The organism is Exiguobacterium sp. s152 (genome assembly GCF_018618335.1).
Lineage (GTDB): Bacteria > Bacillota > Bacilli > Exiguobacteriales > Exiguobacteriaceae > Exiguobacterium > Exiguobacterium chiriqhucha.
In genome coordinates, this window is record NZ_JACSLX010000002.1 from 450,865 (window position 1) to 467,432 (window position 16,568).

General features: G+C 52.7%; 14 protein-coding genes. 8 read left to right on the top strand and 6 right to left on the bottom strand.

What is annotated here, in order from left to right; genetic code table 11:
• Positions 1–191 precede the first annotated feature (191 nt).
• The 5 genes from KNP72_RS06345 to KNP72_RS06365 form a co-directional block, all read right to left on the bottom strand.
• On the bottom strand, positions 192–1,235 hold the full coding sequence (locus tag KNP72_RS06345; protein WP_214720251.1) for a LacI family DNA-binding transcriptional regulator: 1,044 nt from the start codon (positions 1,233–1,235) through the stop codon (positions 192–194).
• Positions 1,236–1,286: 51 nt separating this feature from the next.
• Positions 1,287–2,798, bottom strand: a complete 1,512-nt coding sequence (locus KNP72_RS06350) for an alpha-amylase family glycosyl hydrolase (RefSeq protein ID WP_214720252.1) — start codon at positions 2,796–2,798, stop codon at positions 1,287–1,289.
• A 23-nt stretch (positions 2,799–2,821) separates the two neighbouring features.
• Positions 2,822–3,655 (bottom strand): sugar ABC transporter permease, encoded by an 834-nt coding sequence (locus KNP72_RS06355; protein WP_214720253.1) that lies wholly within the window; start codon positions 3,653–3,655, stop codon positions 2,822–2,824.
• A gap of 1 nt (position 3,656) precedes the next feature.
• On the bottom strand, positions 3,657–5,009 hold the full coding sequence (locus KNP72_RS06360; RefSeq protein WP_052090084.1) for a carbohydrate ABC transporter permease: 1,353 nt from the start codon (positions 5,007–5,009) through the stop codon (positions 3,657–3,659).
• Positions 5,010–5,114: 105 nt separating this feature from the next.
• A complete protein-coding gene (locus KNP72_RS06365) occupies positions 5,115–6,380 on the bottom strand; it encodes an extracellular solute-binding protein (RefSeq protein ID WP_214720254.1) in 1,266 nt (421 codons plus the stop codon).
• A gap of 373 nt (positions 6,381–6,753) precedes the next feature.
• Here KNP72_RS06365 and KNP72_RS06370 point away from each other — a divergent pair, with 373 nt between their 5' ends.
• Positions 6,754–8,538 (top strand): glycoside hydrolase family 13 protein, encoded by a 1,785-nt coding sequence (locus KNP72_RS06370; protein WP_214720255.1) that lies wholly within the window; start codon positions 6,754–6,756, stop codon positions 8,536–8,538.
• 155 nt (positions 8,539–8,693) lie between these two features.
• Entirely contained in the window at positions 8,694–10,052 is a 1,359-nt protein-coding gene (locus tag KNP72_RS06375; RefSeq protein WP_021066671.1) for an MATE family efflux transporter, read from the top strand.
• 45 nt (positions 10,053–10,097) lie between these two features.
• On the opposite strand, the gene KNP72_RS06380 is transcribed toward KNP72_RS06375, so the two are convergent.
• A complete protein-coding gene (locus tag KNP72_RS06380) occupies positions 10,098–10,832 on the bottom strand; it encodes an enoyl-CoA hydratase/isomerase family protein (RefSeq protein WP_029595950.1) in 735 nt (244 codons plus the stop codon).
• 155 nt (positions 10,833–10,987) lie between these two features.
• Between KNP72_RS06380 and ybaK the strand changes: the two genes are divergently transcribed.
• The 6 genes from ybaK (at position 10,988) to KNP72_RS06410 (ending at position 16,220) form a co-directional block, all read left to right on the top strand.
• The gene (gene ybaK, locus KNP72_RS06385; RefSeq protein WP_058763054.1) at positions 10,988–11,452 is read left to right on the top strand and encodes a Cys-tRNA(Pro) deacylase; all 465 of its coding nucleotides are present in this window, start codon (positions 10,988–10,990) and stop codon (positions 11,450–11,452) included.
• Positions 11,453–11,472: 20 nt separating this feature from the next.
• Positions 11,473–12,171, top strand: a complete 699-nt coding sequence (pssA, locus tag KNP72_RS06390; protein WP_021066674.1) for a CDP-diacylglycerol--serine O-phosphatidyltransferase — start codon at positions 11,473–11,475, stop codon at positions 12,169–12,171.
• A gap of 87 nt (positions 12,172–12,258) precedes the next feature.
• The gene (locus KNP72_RS06395; RefSeq protein WP_021066675.1) at positions 12,259–13,011 is read left to right on the top strand and encodes a carotenoid biosynthesis protein; all 753 of its coding nucleotides are present in this window, start codon (positions 12,259–12,261) and stop codon (positions 13,009–13,011) included.
• A complete protein-coding gene (locus KNP72_RS06400) occupies positions 12,977–13,675 on the top strand; it encodes a lysophospholipid acyltransferase family protein (protein ID WP_214720256.1) in 699 nt (232 codons plus the stop codon). The genes KNP72_RS06395 and KNP72_RS06400 overlap by 35 nt, the downstream gene beginning before the upstream one ends.
• Positions 13,672–14,739 carry a glycosyltransferase family 2 protein gene (locus KNP72_RS06405; protein ID WP_029595952.1) on the top strand — a complete coding sequence of 356 codons (1,068 nt, stop codon included), beginning with the start codon at positions 13,672–13,674 and terminating at the stop codon, positions 14,737–14,739. Before KNP72_RS06400 ends, KNP72_RS06405 begins: the two co-directional genes overlap by 4 nt.
• A gap of 14 nt (positions 14,740–14,753) precedes the next feature.
• Complete coding sequence (locus tag KNP72_RS06410) at positions 14,754–16,220, top strand: phytoene desaturase family protein (RefSeq protein ID WP_058763052.1); 1,467 nt, start codon at positions 14,754–14,756, stop codon at positions 16,218–16,220.
• The last annotated feature ends 348 nt before the right edge of the window (positions 16,221–16,568 follow it).

A 16,568-nucleotide genomic window follows, 5' to 3' on the forward strand; every position in this document is an offset into this window, starting at 1 on the left:
TGGGCGGATTCGTAATGATCTGCCATTCGGCCGGTAATGTAGATGTTCCCTTGCAACTCCGTTTCATGCATTTCTTTCACGATTGTAATCTATTTGTAACGATATGACTTTTGACCGATTGATTCCGCTTCTATTATATGCATCCTGATTGAACATAAAAAAACCTCCCGCATGAAACGGAAGGTTTGACCTCATTCAACGATTTCAGTTTTCTTTTTCTGACCACATGACTGACGAACGACCAAATAATGCGGAACGATGACGCGTTTCCCGTAAGGTGGCGCGCTGTCTCCAATCTGTTCAATCAGACAGTTCGTTGCCTCGAAACCGAGGCCGAAGATGTTGATTTCGACCGAAGTGAGCGGCGGATTCGAATGTTCGGCGATGTAGACGTTGTTGAAACTGACGACGGCGACGTCCTCAGGTATCTTAAGCCCCATCTCACTGAGCGTGCTGATGACGCCGAGCGCCATCATATCGTCACTGACGACGACGGCTGTCGGTGGTTCCTCTAACTGGAGCAACTCCCGCACGGCTTTGGCCCCGCCCTTCGTCATGAACTCGGCACGAGCGATATAGTCTTCCCGAACCGGGATGCCCGCCTCCATCAACGCTGTCGCGTACCCGTTGCGACGATCTTGTGTGACGGCGAGTTTATCGGATCCCCCGATAAAGGCGATGCAACGATGGCCGAGGTTGTATAAGTGTTTCGTCACTTCACGCCCGGCCAAATAGTTGTCCGTGTCGACGTACGTAATCGACGAGGCATCTCCAAACGGCTTCCCGACGACGACGAACGGGAATTTTGTCTGACGTAAATATTGAACGACTTTGTCGTCTTCACGTGAGTACAAGACGATGACGCCGTCAACGCGACGGCCTTGGACCATCTCGATGACCCCCGACAAGACCTCTTCTTCGGTCACGCCCGTCGTCATGTAAAGCGAGTAACCGTTTTGGTGGGCTTTCGTACTGATTCCACGCAATACTTCAGGGAAGAATGGATTTTGAAGCGTTTTCGTCGCTGCGCTCGGCATGACGAGACCAATCGACTGTGTCGAGCGGTTGGCGAGACTTCGCGCGTGAATGTTCGGATGGTACCCGAGTTCTTCCATCGAACTGCGTACACGCTCTTTCGTTTTCTGACTGATACGCGGACTGTTGGCGATGACGCGAGACACGGTCGACGGTGCGACATTGGCGTGTTTGGCGACCTCTTTAATCGTGATTTGCATGATGCTCCCCCTTGCTTCCGTTAATTCATAATTCCCTATCACAGGGTATCGTCAGCTCGCGCTCTTGCGACGCTTCCACATGACCAATCCAGTCAAGAAAATCGGGATGGCGATGACAAGTAGACCGATCGTCCACATGTTCACTTCCGATTCCTCGACGATGTAGGCGTTCGCGCTTTCTCCTGCGAGCTTGATGGTGAACGTGCCACGTTTGTCGGTGACAAGTTGTGAGAACAAGAGACCACGAAGGCGTGTATCTTCTCCGACTTCGCTTACCTCGAATTCAATCTCTCGGTCCTCGGCGTTCATATTGATAGCGTACAAAGCGACATCGTCGCCGTCACGACGCTCGAACACGGCCATGCCGTCTTTCGAGGCGATCATGCGTTGTTCGCCGGTCGCGAAGACGGGATATTCCTCTCGCATCCGGTTCATCATCGTGACGTATTCATGGAGCTCTTCATTTCCAGGGAAATCGGTCATGGCCCGGTTCGCCGGATCGGCTCCGCCCTTTTGTGCGTTCTCCGTCCCTTGGAAGACGATCGGCATGCCTGGAGACGCATAAAGGGCGAACAATCCGAGGCGTAGGCGACGCTCGGCCGACTCGGCCCCGCCGAGTTCCGCGACGTGCATGAATCGTTCTACGTCGTGGTTATCGAGGAACGTCGCCATTTGGTTCGGGTCGTTGAAGAACGTCTCGGCGTAGCTGGCGGCCACGTCGATTTCGTCTACACTCGCCGACTTTTGCGTCATCGTCTTCGAGACGCGGTCGTAAAACGTGAAGTTCGTGATGCTGTTGAAGCCTAGGTCATCATATTCCGCGATGTACTGTGGATCCGGATCGAACACTTCGGCCAACAGATAAAAGTCGGGGTCGACGGCCCGCACCGCTTTAACGAAGTCTTCCCAAAACGGTTTGTCGACGTGACGTACCGTATCGAGACGATAGCCGTCAATGCCGGTCTCTTCAATCCAATACGTGGCCGCCTCGAGTAAGTAGTCTTTCACTTCCGGGTCTTCCGTTTTGAAGTCCGGCAAATCGAATAGCCAGTGCGTCTCGACTTGTTCTTGATCGTTCCAAAGCACGATCGGCAACTCGTCATGGAACCAGTCCGGTCGTTCTTCGACCCACGGATGTTTCGGACCGACGTGGTTGACGACGAAGTCGAGGATGACTTTCATGTCCCGTTTATGGGCCTCGTCGACGAGTTCTTGCAAATCTTCTTTCGTCCCGAATTGAGGATCAATGTTATAAAAATCTTTAATCCAATATCCGTGATAGCCGTCCGGCATGTTTTCAAACACCGGTGTCAACCAGACTGACGTGAATCCGAGCGACTCGATGTAATCAAGTTTTTCAATCACGCCTCGGATATCGCCCCCATGAAAGGCTTTCGGGTCATTCTGATCGACCTGGTCATTGTTGTCCGGATTCCCGTCAACGAACCGATCGACCATGATAAAGTACATGCGTTCCTGTTCCCACGATGCTGCTTCTTTCGCTCCGACGACTGTTGGAAACAAAAGAAGCGACAGAAGAACGAGCACGACGCCTCGCCTCATATCGCTTCCCCCTTAAGTGAGTATTATCCTTTCGTACCACCGGCAGTAAGACCCGAGACGAAGTAGCGTTGGAACATGAAGAACAAGAGAACGATTGGGAGGGCCGAAAGGACGGCGCCTGCCGCGAACAACGTGAAGTTGTTGTCGAACTGTCGAGAAATCATGTTGTAAAGACCAACCGCGAGCGTCTGTTTCTCTGGTGTCCGAAGGACGAGCGATGCCAAGATGAAGTCGTTGAACGGGCCCAAGAAGTTGAAGAGGGCGATCGTTGCGACGATTGGCTTCGCGAGCGGCAAAATGATTTGCCAGAAGATACGAAGGTGACCGGCACCATCCATCCGAGCGGCTTCATCGAGCTCTTTCGGAATCGTATCGAAATAACCTTTTGCCAAGTACGTATTCATCGGAATCGCGCCACCGGCATACAGCAGAATGAGCGCTGTGTGCGTGTCGAGAAGACCGAGCATGTTGAGCAATACGTAGATGGCGATGATGGCGACGAATTGCGGCACCATTTGCAAGACGAGGAACAAGACGAGCGAGTTCTTCCGTCCGACGAAACGATAGCGCGAGAACACATAACCAGTGATCGTCACCAAGATGACAGCGAGCGCCATCGTAATGAAAGCGATTTTCAACGTGTTCACATACCATAAACTATAATCCGAAATCGTTAGATCGAACAAGTTTTTATAGTGAATGAACGTCGGATTTTCTGGAATGATTTTTGACGTGATGGTACGACCCGGGTTGAATGACGTCCCTACCACCCAAAGCATTGGATAGAGAATGATGATCGACGCAAGCGTCAAGATGACATAAGAGAACGCCAAATTGATTCGTTTTTGTTTTTTCATATCAAATCATATCCTCGTCTTTGAAAGATTTTGTCCGACGGAACTGGATGACGGCAAGTGTCATGATGAAGAATGACAAAATGAGCGTGATCGCAGCCGCAAGTCCGTATTGCGGGTTGGCTCCGAGAGACAATTTGTAAATCCATGAAATCAAGATATCGGTACCACCGGCAGTTTGTCCCGGTACAGCCGGCCCACCGCCGTTAAAGAGATAGATGATGTTGAAGTTGTTGAAGTTGAACGTGAACTGCGTGATGAGAATCGGTGCTGTTGCGAACAAGAGCATCGGTAACGTAATCAAGCGGAACTTGTCAAAGATGGTCGCACCGTCAATCGTTGCCGCTTCATATAAGTCGCCAGGGATCGATTGCAATACCCCAGTCATGAGCGTCATGATGAACGGGAAGCCGAGCCACCATTGAATCAAGATGAGCGCGCTGCGTGTCGCCGTCGGATCGGTCATCCAGTTGATCGGATCAAGTCCGAACGCTGGAAGGATCGTCGTGTTGAACACACCGAACGATTCGTTGAACATCGAACGGAAAATCAAGATTGTGATGAACGCTGGAACGGCCCATGACAAAATCAAAATCGAGCGGAACAAGCGGCGGAAGCGAAGGCCTTCTTGGTTCAAGAGGACCGCGAGGAAAATCCCGATCGCGATGACACCGACCGTCGAAGCGACCGTCCAGACGAGTGTCCAACCGAGAACGCCGACGAATGTGTCGCGCCAAATGTCGATTTCAAAAATTCGTGTGAAGTTCTCAAACCCGATCCACTCGACAAGTTTTGCCGGTGGTGCGTTGTTGTAACGATAGTTCGTGAACGCGATCAAGAATGTGAAAATGAGTGGTAATACGACTGTGAAGACGAGCAAGATGAGCGACGGGATCAACATCAAGTATGGGAATCCATGGTCGCGCAAGTTGCGGAGTTGCACTTGGAACGTTGGGACGTTTAGGTGCTGATCACGAATGCGACCGACTCGGTAGGCGTCACGAATGTTCCAGATGTAGAACGCGATTCCGAAGAAAAGTAAGATTAATGCGACAATCCCTTCTACCATCAAGAAGATGGAGTGGTCGTTACGAGGTCCTGCCACTTCGCCAAGCGTGATCAATCCCCAAAGGCCACCACGGTCGCCAGGTCCTGCGCCCGCTCCTTTGAAAAAGAGATCGTAGTTTACTGCAAAATAAGACATGATGACGATAAAGAAAGCGATCGCTTTCGCTTTTTGATTGTTATAGAATTGACCGGCTCCCGGAATGATCGAAAGTAATGCGGCGTTCCGAGCATGATTGGTCGGTTTTTCCGGACGTTGTTCCGGCGTTTTAGGGTTCGCGATTGAAGCCATCCTCAATTTCTCCTTTCAATTTGAGCAAATCAATCGAGCAAGCGTTTGCTCAATTCTAGAAAATGAGGGGGAACGCCAGTCGGCGTACCCCATCATTTCATATCCTTATTGGTTGTTTGCTTGGATTTGTTGCTCGATGACTTTAACAGCATCGTCAGCTGATTTTTGTGCATCTTGCTTGCCAGTTGCTACGAGCTGAAGTGCTTGTGCCATTGGCTCCCAAACTTGTCCCATTTCAGGAATGTTAGGCATTGGGATTGCGTTCGTCGCTTGATCGAATACCGCTTTCGCAACTTCGTTCGACGTGATTGTCTCGTTCGACTCGAGTGCTGCTACTGGTGGGATCTCGTTGTAAGCTTCAAACATCTTCAATGCGTTCTCTTCGTTCGTAAGTTCTGCGAGGAACATTTCAGCCCACTCTTGGTTTTCTGTGTAAGCAGAAAGTGCGTATGTCTTCACGCCCATGAACGTCTTGATTGGCTCACCGTTTGGAAGTGTCGGCAATGCAGACGCTCCAAGGTTGACGCCGGCATCTTCGTAACCATCTACGGCCCATGGTCCGTTCATGACTGTGTGTGCTTTCTTCTCAGTGAAGAGTTGGTCCATCGCTTGGCCACCAGACTCGCCGATCAACCCTTTAGGGAAGAGGCCTTCTTGGTACCATTTGCCGATGTAGTCGAAGCCTTCAACTGCGCCTTCGTTGTTCAATCCGATGTCGGTTGGGTCGAGCGCGCCGCCGTCTTCTTTGAAGACGTAACCGCCGAAGCCAGCCACTACACCGTGAGCGAAGTAGAAGTTATCCCAAAGACCGAGGAAGCCGTACTCGCCTTTATCTTTAAGATCTGTAGACAACTTGTACAAGTCGTCCATTGAAGCAGGAGCTTCTGATACCAAATCCTTGTTGTACATGAGGACTGGTGTTTCAACTGATTTCGGATAGCCGTAAGCTTGTCCGTCGAACATAACAGCCGATTTCGAAGCGTCTGTGAACGCTTCAAGTGCGCCTTCATCCGTAAGTGGAGCCAAGTGACCTTGATCAGCGATCGTTCCGATTTGGTCGTGTGGTACGAGAACGATATCAGGACCTTTACCAGATGGGCCATCAAGCGCCAACTTGTCTTTTTGATCCGTCATTTGAACTTCAACGACTTCAACTGCGACGCCGTGTTCTTCTTCAAACGCCTTCGCAACTTCTTTCGTCGTTTCCGACTTATCAATATCTTCCCAAATTACGATTTTTTCTGGCTTGTTCTCGCTAGAAGAACCGCCTTCGTTAGTAGAACCGTTGTCCGTACCGCCACCACATGCAGCAAGTGCACCGAAAGCGAATACTGCCGTTGAAAGTCCTGCTACCATTTTTTTCATCTTCATGATGAAAAACCTCCCCAAGGAATAGTATGGTCAGATTTGCGCAATCGCACTGGCCTACTGATTTTAAACAACTCCGCTACAGAATCAGTAGGTTAGTGAAAACGTTTGCATCCTCACCTCAATTTTTATTATACAGTTGTGTAAGCGTTTTACAAGACTTTTTTTTTAGGAATTTTTCCTGCTGTTGTCCCATTTATCTCTTTTTGAACTTTTTGTAGGTGTTTTTCTTATGAAACAAGGAATCGAACGATTGACAAAATGTAAACGCTTTATTACCCTTTGCTTGAGCAAACGTTTTCACAACTGTTGTTTCTTTTCTGAACAGACAGTGTAAAATGGTTATAACTCTTAATAGAGAAAGGAATTCAAACCCATGATCAAAGAAGCCATCTACCACCGCGCCATGTCCCCTTTCGTGTACAAGTACGACCGAGAAACGATACATATTCGATTCCATACGAAAAGAAATGATATCCAATCTGTTGACTTAATTTGGAACGACCCGTACGACTGGCATTCGGAAGACCCGGCCATGTGGAACTTCGATCCGGACAAGCCGAGCTTTTGGCGCACGTTCGAGACACCGATGGAAAAGATCGGACACGACGACCAATACGACTATTGGTTCATCGCCATCAAGCCGCCATTCCGCCGGCTCCGTTACGGCTTCCGTCTCCATGACGGCAATGAGACGGCCGTCTATACGGAAAAAGGTTGGTTCGAAGATAAGCCGCTCGATGACACGGGCTACTATTTCTGCGTCCCGTTCATCAACCCGGTCGACATCTTCCACGCCCCATCGTGGGTGAAGGATACGGTCTGGTATCAAATCTTCCCGGACCGGTTCGCGAACGGTGACCCTTCTAACGACCCCGAAGGCACGCTCCCATGGAATAGTACCGAGCCGACGGTCACCAACTTCTTCGGTGGCGACTTCCAAGGAATCATCGATCATATTGACCACATCGTCGACCTCGGCATCACCGGCATTTACTTCTGCCCGATCTTCAAAGCGACGACGAACCATAAATACGACACGCTCGATTATATGGAAATCGATCCGCAGTTCGGAACGAAAGAGCAGTTCAAACAACTCGTCGATCTTCTCCACGAGAACGGTATCAAAGTCATGCTCGACGCCGTCTTCAACCATGTCGGCTACAACCACCCTTGGTTCTTAGACGTCGTCGAAAAAGGACCACAGTCAGAGTACCGGGACTGGTTCTATCTTCGTGACTTCCCGATCGAGACGACGCCGAAGCCGAACTACGACACGTTCGCGTTCGAAAAAAACATGCCGAAAATCAATACGGAGCACCCGGCGTTGAAAGCTTATCTATTAGAAGTGGCCCGCTACTGGGTCGAAGAATTCGGCATCGACGGATGGCGGTTAGACGTGGCCAACGAGGTTGATCACGCGTTCTGGCGCGATTTCCGTAAAACGGTCAAACAAGCGAATCCGGATGCGTACATCCTCGGTGAGATTTGGCATGACGCGCAGCCGTGGCTTCAAGGCGATCAGTTCGATGCGGTTATGAACTACCCGTTCACGAACGCGAGCCTTAACTATTTCGCGCTCGACCGGACGTCCGCTTCCGAGTTCCGGGATGAATTGACGCGCGTCGAGATGATGAACACGACGAACGTGAACGAAGTGACGTTCAACTTGATCGACTCGCACGACACCCCGCGCGCCCTCACTCGGGCAAAAGGGCATAAAGGGAAGTTCAAGTTGCTCATGACGTCGATGCTCACGTACACGGGCAGCCCATGTATCTATTACGGTGATGAAATCGGTCTCGAGGGTGAACAAGACCCGGGCTGCCGCCGTTGCATGCCGTGGGATGAGACGCAGGAAGACCGTGAACTGTTCCGCTATATCCAAAAATTGATTCGCCTTCGTAAAGAGCACCCGGTGCTCGCCAACGCCGGCTCGTATCGTTTCAACCTCGTCGATGACGAGTCGAACGCGCTCATCGTCGAACGCTGCACGAAAGACGAGACGTATTTGATATACTTCAATAACTCAGAGACGGTATCGAAGCTGAACCCGCTCTGGCATACAGGAAGCGCTTACGATTTGCTTCACGACCGCGATGTAGACTCACTCGAAGTCGAGCTCGCACCGTTCAGCGCGACGATTTTGAAAATGAAATAAATTCGGTTTTGCACCCGTCTCGGCGGGTGTTTTTTTGTTGAAAATAATTTGCTAAATCCCTTTCTTTTTCATTTCAAAAGGAGTAACATGACCCTTGTGATTTTGACAACGTAAATATTTCATAGAGAGAATTGTAGAAACAAGGGAGAATACACATGCCGAATAAAAACACCGAACAGCTCAGTTTATTTAAAATATCGTGGCCAATCTTCATCGAGCTCGCGCTCCATATGGGGACCGGGATTATCGCCACGCTCATGCTTGCCCATTACTCTGATGCCGCCGCTTCTGCCGTCGGCGTCGCCAACCAAATTTTGAACGTCTTCTTAATCGTCTTCAGCGTGACGTCGGTCGGCGCGACCATCTTAATTGGTCAAGCCATCGGCGCCAATCGGATGAAGAAGAGCCGTGACTTCGCCCGTTCTGCCGTCAGCTTGAACATGTGGCTCGGTGTGATCATGGTCGCCGTCGTGTTCTTGTTCGGTGAGACGTTCCTTCGCCTGTTCGGTCTATCGGATGAGCTGTTCGACCACGGTCTCTTGTTCTTACAAATCGTCGGGTTGTCGCTCTTCACCGAGGCGCTCATCATGGCGCTCAGTTCCGTCCTCCGGAGTCACGGGATGACGAAACATGCGATGCTCGCGACTCTTCTCATCGATATCATCACGGCCATCGGAGCCATGATCGCCGTCATGGGTTGGTTCGGCCTCCCGGTGACAGGTGTCGCCGGTGTCGCCTGGGCCATCGTCATCGCCCGTTTCTCGGCGATGGTACTCTTGTTCTGGATCGTCAAGAAGCGACTCATGCTCCGCTTCCCGCTCAAAGAATTGATTAAGCCGCAACGCGATGATATCCGTGCCTTGCTCCAAATCGGGGTACCATCGGCCGGAGAGAACTTGTCGTATCAGTTCTCACAAATCATCATCACCGGTTTCATCGCCACGATGGGTGAGGCGTCCCTCGCCGCCCGCGTCTACGTCATGAACCTGTCGATGCTCGCCTTCTTGTTCACGGTCGCCGTCGCGCAAGGGACGCAGCTGTTGATTGCCCGTGACATCGGCGGGAAACGGTTTAAAGAGGCGTATACCCGCGCCGTCAAGACGTTGAAGCTCGCCATGTTCGCATCACTCGTGGCCTCACTCGGACTTGCCGTCTTCGGTAAGTCGTTGCTCGGCCTGTTCACGTCGAACCCGGACATCATCGCCGTCGGCGTACCGATTTTATGGGCGACGCTCATCCTGGAGCCAGGTCGTGCCATGAACATCGTCTTGATGGGCTCGCTCAAGTCGGTCGGCGACGTTCGCTTCCCGGTCATGATTGGAATCGCCTCGATGTGGGGCGTCGCCGTCGTCTTCAGTTATTTGTTCGGTCTCCAGATGGGGCTCGGCGTCCTCGGGATTTGGCTCGCCTTCTCACTCGACGAGTGGTTCCGCGGTTTCTTCGCCTTCCGGCGCTGGAAATACGGGACGTGGCAACAAAAAGGCTTCCAGTTCGAACCGAAGCCAACTTCATAACCAATCAAAAAGAAGCGGTCGCTGTGACCGCTTCTTTTTTATCGATTATCGATTTAAGAATGCCTGCATCGCCTGGCGATGAACGTCCGTCTGCCCACATTTCCGTTGCCAGATAATCTCTTGCTCGAGCCCGTCCTCGAACGAATCGGCTCGGAACAACGCCTTCATGCCTTGCACCGCTGTCGGTGACTTGGCTGCGAGCGTCTCGGCGTATGTCGTCAACCGCTCCAAGTATGCCTCATCCTCGACGAGCTCCGTGACGAGACCGAACGTCTCGGCCTGTTCGGCGTCAATCGTGCTGCCGCTCCACATCCAAGCGAGCGCGAGATCTGGTCTCATCAAGCGTCGTAAATGGTATGGTCCCCCGGCGTCGGCGACGAGACCGATTTTGATGAACGCCGAACTGAACTTCGTCGACCTTGCGACGAGCCGGACGTCCGCGGCGAGCGCCAGACTGAGACCCGCCCCCGCGACGACCCCATGAATGCCGGCAATGATTGGTTTCGGACAGTCGGCAAGCGCCCGCACGAGCGGATGATACACCTCTTCTAAATACACTCCATAGTCGGCGTCACTCTCAATCGTCAAGTCCTGTCCCGATGAGAAGGCACGTCCTTGCCCGACGAGCACGATGACGTGGACGGCCTCATCCGCCACGAGCTGCTCCATCGCTTCCCTCGCCTCGCGAAGCAACGTCTCATTTAATGCGTTCAATTTTTCCGGCCGGTCCCATTTCAGCCAGCCGACCCCGTTCCGCTGTTCCAGTTGAATCGTTTCCATCCTAATTTCCCCCTTCATGATAAAATGAATCACTATTCATTTCTCTATCATGGATTCTGTTTCCTTCTTGTCATGAAAACTTTCCGAGTTCGATTGCCCGACGCTACCACTATTTGCTATTCTTAAAAGAGTCGTTCAACGAAAGGGTGGGACCGATGCAACTGACAAACGCCGCAAGACAACTGAAACAACGGAACGTCCCGTTCACGTATCACACATATGAAGTGGACGAGTCCGACGTCTCGGCCAAGCATGTCGCCGCATCACTTGGTAAACCGCTCGACCAACTGTATAAAACGATTTGTCTCGAGAACGAGCAACGCCGATTCGCCTTCTTTTTGATTTCAGGAGAGCTCGATATCGACTTAAAAGCGGCCGCAAAAGCCTGGGGCGCCAAAAAGGCTTCGCCCGTACCGGTGAAGGAACTCGAGGCACTGACCGGGTACATCCGGGGCGGGGTCTCGCCGATTGGTGCGAAGAAACGATTCCCTGTGTTTCTTCACGACAGCGCCAAACAAAAAGACACGATTATCATCTCGGCCGGAAAACGCGGCTATCAACTCGAACTCGCTCCGGCTGACTTGCTCGGATTCACGGACGGTCGCTGGTTCACTCAATAACAAAGATGGAGGCAATACCTATGTGGAAAGAACGAATCCGCTCGTGGATTCCTAACTCATTTACGTTCGGCAACTTGTTCTGTGGCGTCTTGGCCATCGTCTATGCGGCGCGCGGCGACTTTTCGAACGCGACGTTACTGATTATCATCGCCATGATGCTCGATAGTCTCGACGGACGGCTGGCCCGTATGCTCGGAGTGGCCGGTGACTTCGGGAAAGAACTCGACTCGCTCGCCGATGTCGTCACGTTCGGGGTCGCCCCGGCGTTACTCGCCTACTACACGTTCTTTATCGATTACGGCAATTACGGCCTCTTCTTCGCCGCCCTATTCCCGCTGTTCGGCGCCTACCGCTTGGCCCGCTTCAACTTATCGGCGACGAACGTCACGGCCAGCTACTTCTCAGGCGTCCCGATCACCGCGGCCGGCGGACTGCTCGCCGTCGTGACGACGTTCGGGGACCAGATTAATGAACTGCTCACCCCAATCTTTTTCACGGGTCTCGCCCTGCTCATGGTCAGCCGCGTGCGTATCCCGAGTTTCAAAGATGTGCCGCTCCCGCGCCATTCGTTCATCATCACAGTCAGTCTCATCTACTTGACGTACATGATTTTCGCCCGGTGGAAAGAATGGCCGTCGTTCTGGTTCATCGCCGTCACATTCTACGTCTTATTCATCGCCTTCTCGTTCGTCAAGAAACGAAAACGGATGGCGAATTGATGGGTCCCTCTCGAGGGGCTCTTTTTTTGCATGCATTTATTAGACGGATGTCACAAACCTCTCTAGAATGGTAATAGAGGTGATGAAATGAAAGTGTATCCATGGATTTGGAAATGGTTTTTAGTTTGGTATGTCATCGGGGTCGTCCTCGTTGGCTTTGATTTGTTGCCGAGTTGGCTCGAATGGGCAAACCCGGTATTCTTATGGCTCGCTGGGGCCATCGGTGGTTGGGTGATCGCGGACGGCGTCCGCCACGCCCGCTGGATTGTCCCGTTCATCTTCTTCGGCTCAATCGCTGTCGAGACGCTCGGTGTCAAAACCGGGTTCCCGTTCAGCGAGTATATCTACGCCGAGGCGTTCGGTCCGACCGTGTTCGGTGTACCGGTCACAATCGGTGCAGCCTGGCTCGCCGTCATCGGCTCGAGTTTTGCCGTCGCCCGCTTGTTCTCGTTCAAGAACCGCACGCTCTGGCTCGTCCCATTCCTCGCTGTTTGGCTCGATATGGCGATTGACCCGGTCGCCGCGAACGTGAAAGGCTATTGGGAATGGGCCAATGACGGTTTGTATTATGATATCCCGACGCAAAACTTCGTCGGCTGGTTCGGACTGTCTCTCATTTTCTCTTGGTTACTCGACCGGTTTGAAGTCGAGGCGGAACCGATGTTGCTCGGGCACGGCCGTTATTTGTTCGTCATGCTTCACGCCTTGTTCGGAGTCACGGCCGTCAACGCCGGTCTCTACGGGATCGGTGTCCTCAGCCTCGTGACCGCCGCAGGTCTCATCTTGATAGAACGGAGGAGCCGTCATGATCGAAGCGAGCAAAAAGAAATGGTTCAATAACCTGTTCTCGACGTTCGTCAAAGAGCGTCAAATCCGTCCGTTTTTCCATACGATTCACGTCCGGACCGATGACGTGCCGACACCTGGATTGTTTTTGAGCACACACAGCTCGTGGTGGGACGGGATGATTCTGCTCATGTTGAACGAATATTATTTGCGTCACGACGTCCACGTCTTGATGGATGAGGATGGACTGCGCCGCTTCCCGTTCTTCCGCCACTTAGGTGCGTTCTCCATCAAAAAAGGCAAACTATCGGACGTGCGCGCCTCGCTCGACTATGCTAATCGGCTGTTACTCGCTGGCAAGTCCGTCTGGGTGTTCCCGCAAGGACGTGAGTATCCACAGGAGCATCGCCCGCTCGAGATCGGTTCCGGTGCAACGATGCTGATTCACAATCCAGAAGTCCGGTTGTGCGCCATCTATTATACGTTCGCGTCCCACGCCGCCCCGCTCGTCTATGTGCGGTTCCGCAACCATACGGTCGTCTCTAAGACGCGACGTGACCAAAAACAAGAGCTCGCCAAAGCACTTGAGCGACTATATGACGATACGCGCGACGACGTGATCGCACAATCCGACCGCTATATCGAGCTGTTCCCTCCGAAGCGCAGCTTGGCGGATTGGACAGAGCACGTGCTCCAACTCGGAAGAGGCCGCTCATGATTCTGTTCGTCATCACGTCCCTGATGCTCGTCTTCACGCTGGTGAACTTGCTATTCCTCCGGCCGCTCACCGCTCCGGCCCCTGTCCCTTCGACCGCGATTTGCATCCCGCTTCGGAACGAGGAGCGGAACGTGCCGAAACTCGTCACAAGTTTAAAGGCAGCCTTGACGGATGAATGTCACGTTTATTTGTATGAGGACCGGTCCGAGGACGGTACATATGAGGCGCTCGTTCAAGCGATTGCGGGCGATTCCCGCTTCACCATCTTCCGTGGGGTGCCGCTCCCGGAAGGCTGGGCCGGTAAAGTCCATGCATGCCATCAGTTGGCGACCCGGACGACCGAGCCGTATGTATTGTTCCTCGATGCCGACGTGACGATCGACCCGACGTTCATCGGTCGACTTCACGGCACACTCGCCCGCGAAGGAGCGGTCTTCTTGTCCGGCTTCCCCCGTTTCCCGACACCGACTTGGCTCGGCAAACTGTTGATTCCGATGCAGCACGTCTTAATCGCCCAGCATTTGCCCCTGTTTTGGCGAAAAGTCCGTCATCCTGCCTTCGCCGCGGCCAACGGGATGAACGTCCTCGTCGAGCGGGCGAGCTACGAGGATGTCGGAGGGCACGCCTCGATTCATGATTCATTGATTGACGACATCGATCTCTGCCGCGAGTTCAAACGTCGGAAAAAGATCACGTCGCTCGTCAACGTCTCGCCGTATATCACGTGTGACATGTATGCAACGAATGAAGAAGTCTGGAATGGGTTTTCAAAGAACGTATTCAAGGGAATGAATGAAGCAGTGGGCATCGCCCTTTATTTCTTTCTCTACTACGGCATCCAGCTGTCTGCTTTCATCGTCTTTCTCGTCCGCATGGACTGGATTTCATTCTTGGCGTGCGCGTTCGTTTTGCTCGCGCGCCTCGCCATCGATGTCAAATCGGGTGGCCGCCAGTTTTGGCTCCACCCGTTCAGTCTCATCGCCTACTTGCTCCTCTTGTCGAGCGCGGTCGTGCGCAAATGGCGACGGAAGCCGATTTCATGGAAAGGCCGGACGTATCAATAATTAGGAGGCATACTATGAAACATATCGCCATTATCGGGGCCGGTCTCGGCGGCTTGAGTGCCGCCGTCACCTTGGCCGCCCGCGGTTACGACGTGACCGTCATTGAAAAGAATGAGCATGTCGGTGGGAAGCTCATGCCGATTATCACCGATGGACACCGCTTCGACTTCGGACCGAATACGATTACGATGCCGGACGTGTTCCGCTCCGTCATCCGCAACAGCGGCGCCAACCCGGATGACTATTTTGAGCTCGTCAAACTCGAGTCGCACACGGTCAACCACTTCTCCGACGGTTCGACGTTCACATTCGATTCGGACCGCGAAAAAATGGAAGCTGAGGTGCGCCGTCTGACCGGCGATAAAGCCGATAAAAATCAATTGGCCGCTTACTTAGACGAGGCGGAAAAACTGTTCGAGATTGCCAATCACCGCTTCTTCACGCGGATGGACTCGAAAATCGATACCGGTCTTTGGGCCGATATGATGAAAGTACATCCGCTCAAGAGCCTGCATGCGCTCCACAAAAAGTACTTCAAGGACCCGCGCATCATCCAAGCGCTCGATCGATATGCAACGTATATCGGCAGCAGCCCATACGTCACTCCGGGCACGTTCGCGCTCATCTCGCATCTCGAGCTGAATGACGGCGTCTATTTCGCCAAAGGCGGGAACTGGACGATTGCGAAAGGCTTCGCGAAACGGGCGAGCGAGCTCGGCGTCGAGTTCCGGCTCGGCCATGAGGTGACGAAAATCGAAGTGACGAACGGGAAGGCACACGCGGTCGTCATCGACCACGAAGAGGTCATGTCTTGCGATGCCGTCCTTCTGAACGGGGAACTGCTCACGCAATATCCGCGTCTCGTCGACGCCATGGACCGTCCCTCGTTCCCGGTACCGACACGCGACACGATCGAGCCATCGGTGTCCGCTTTCGTCATCATGATCGGCTTGAACAAACGATTGAACCTCGCCCACCACAACGTCTATTTCTCAGACGACTACGAGGCCGAGTTCCGGGCCTTGTTTGAAGAGGAACGCTATGCCGATGAGCCGACGATCTATATCTCGAACTCGGCCCATACCGACCCGTCAATGGGAGAAGCAGGCGATAACTTGTTCATCCTCGTCAATGCGCCGGCCCATATGACCGATATCGATGCCGAGACGTATGAGCATTTGATTCGTCGACGGCTCCGCACGTTCGGTGTCGATTGGGAAGACAGCGATGTCTTGTTCCATCGCCGCGTCACTCCACTCGATTTGACCCGTGATTTTTACGCCTATTACGGAGCGTTGTACGGGACGTCGGCCAACTCGAAAAAAGGAGCGTTCTTCCGTCCGTCGGCCCGTTCCGAAGACGTCTCAAACATCTGGTTTGCGGGCGGTTCGACCCACCCTGGTGGCGGTAGCCCGATGGTGACGCTTTCAGGACAATTCGCGGCCCGATCGATGTTAGAGGACATACCTCTGACAATTTGAACATTTTGTGAACAGAGGATTCGACACTTGTCGACACGGGACAGACGTGATAATATCATATTCGAGTTCAAGCAGTTTTGTAACGTTAGTTACACCTGTAGCGATCGAATGGCTTCCCCGAGCCTATCGCGTTTTGAACTTGTCACACCCGAGAAAAAAGTGATGAGCGAGTTTCCCCACTCGTATCCCGCAGCTGGAACAGCATGCATCTGATGTTCCCCCTTAGTCCATCAAGCATCCTGCTTCAGCGAAGATGCCCCATTGTTTCATTCCCCATGAAACGAGGCACATCTTTAGGGTTCATCACGTCCGATTCGTTCGTTTCCCCGATGAACGAATCACATAACG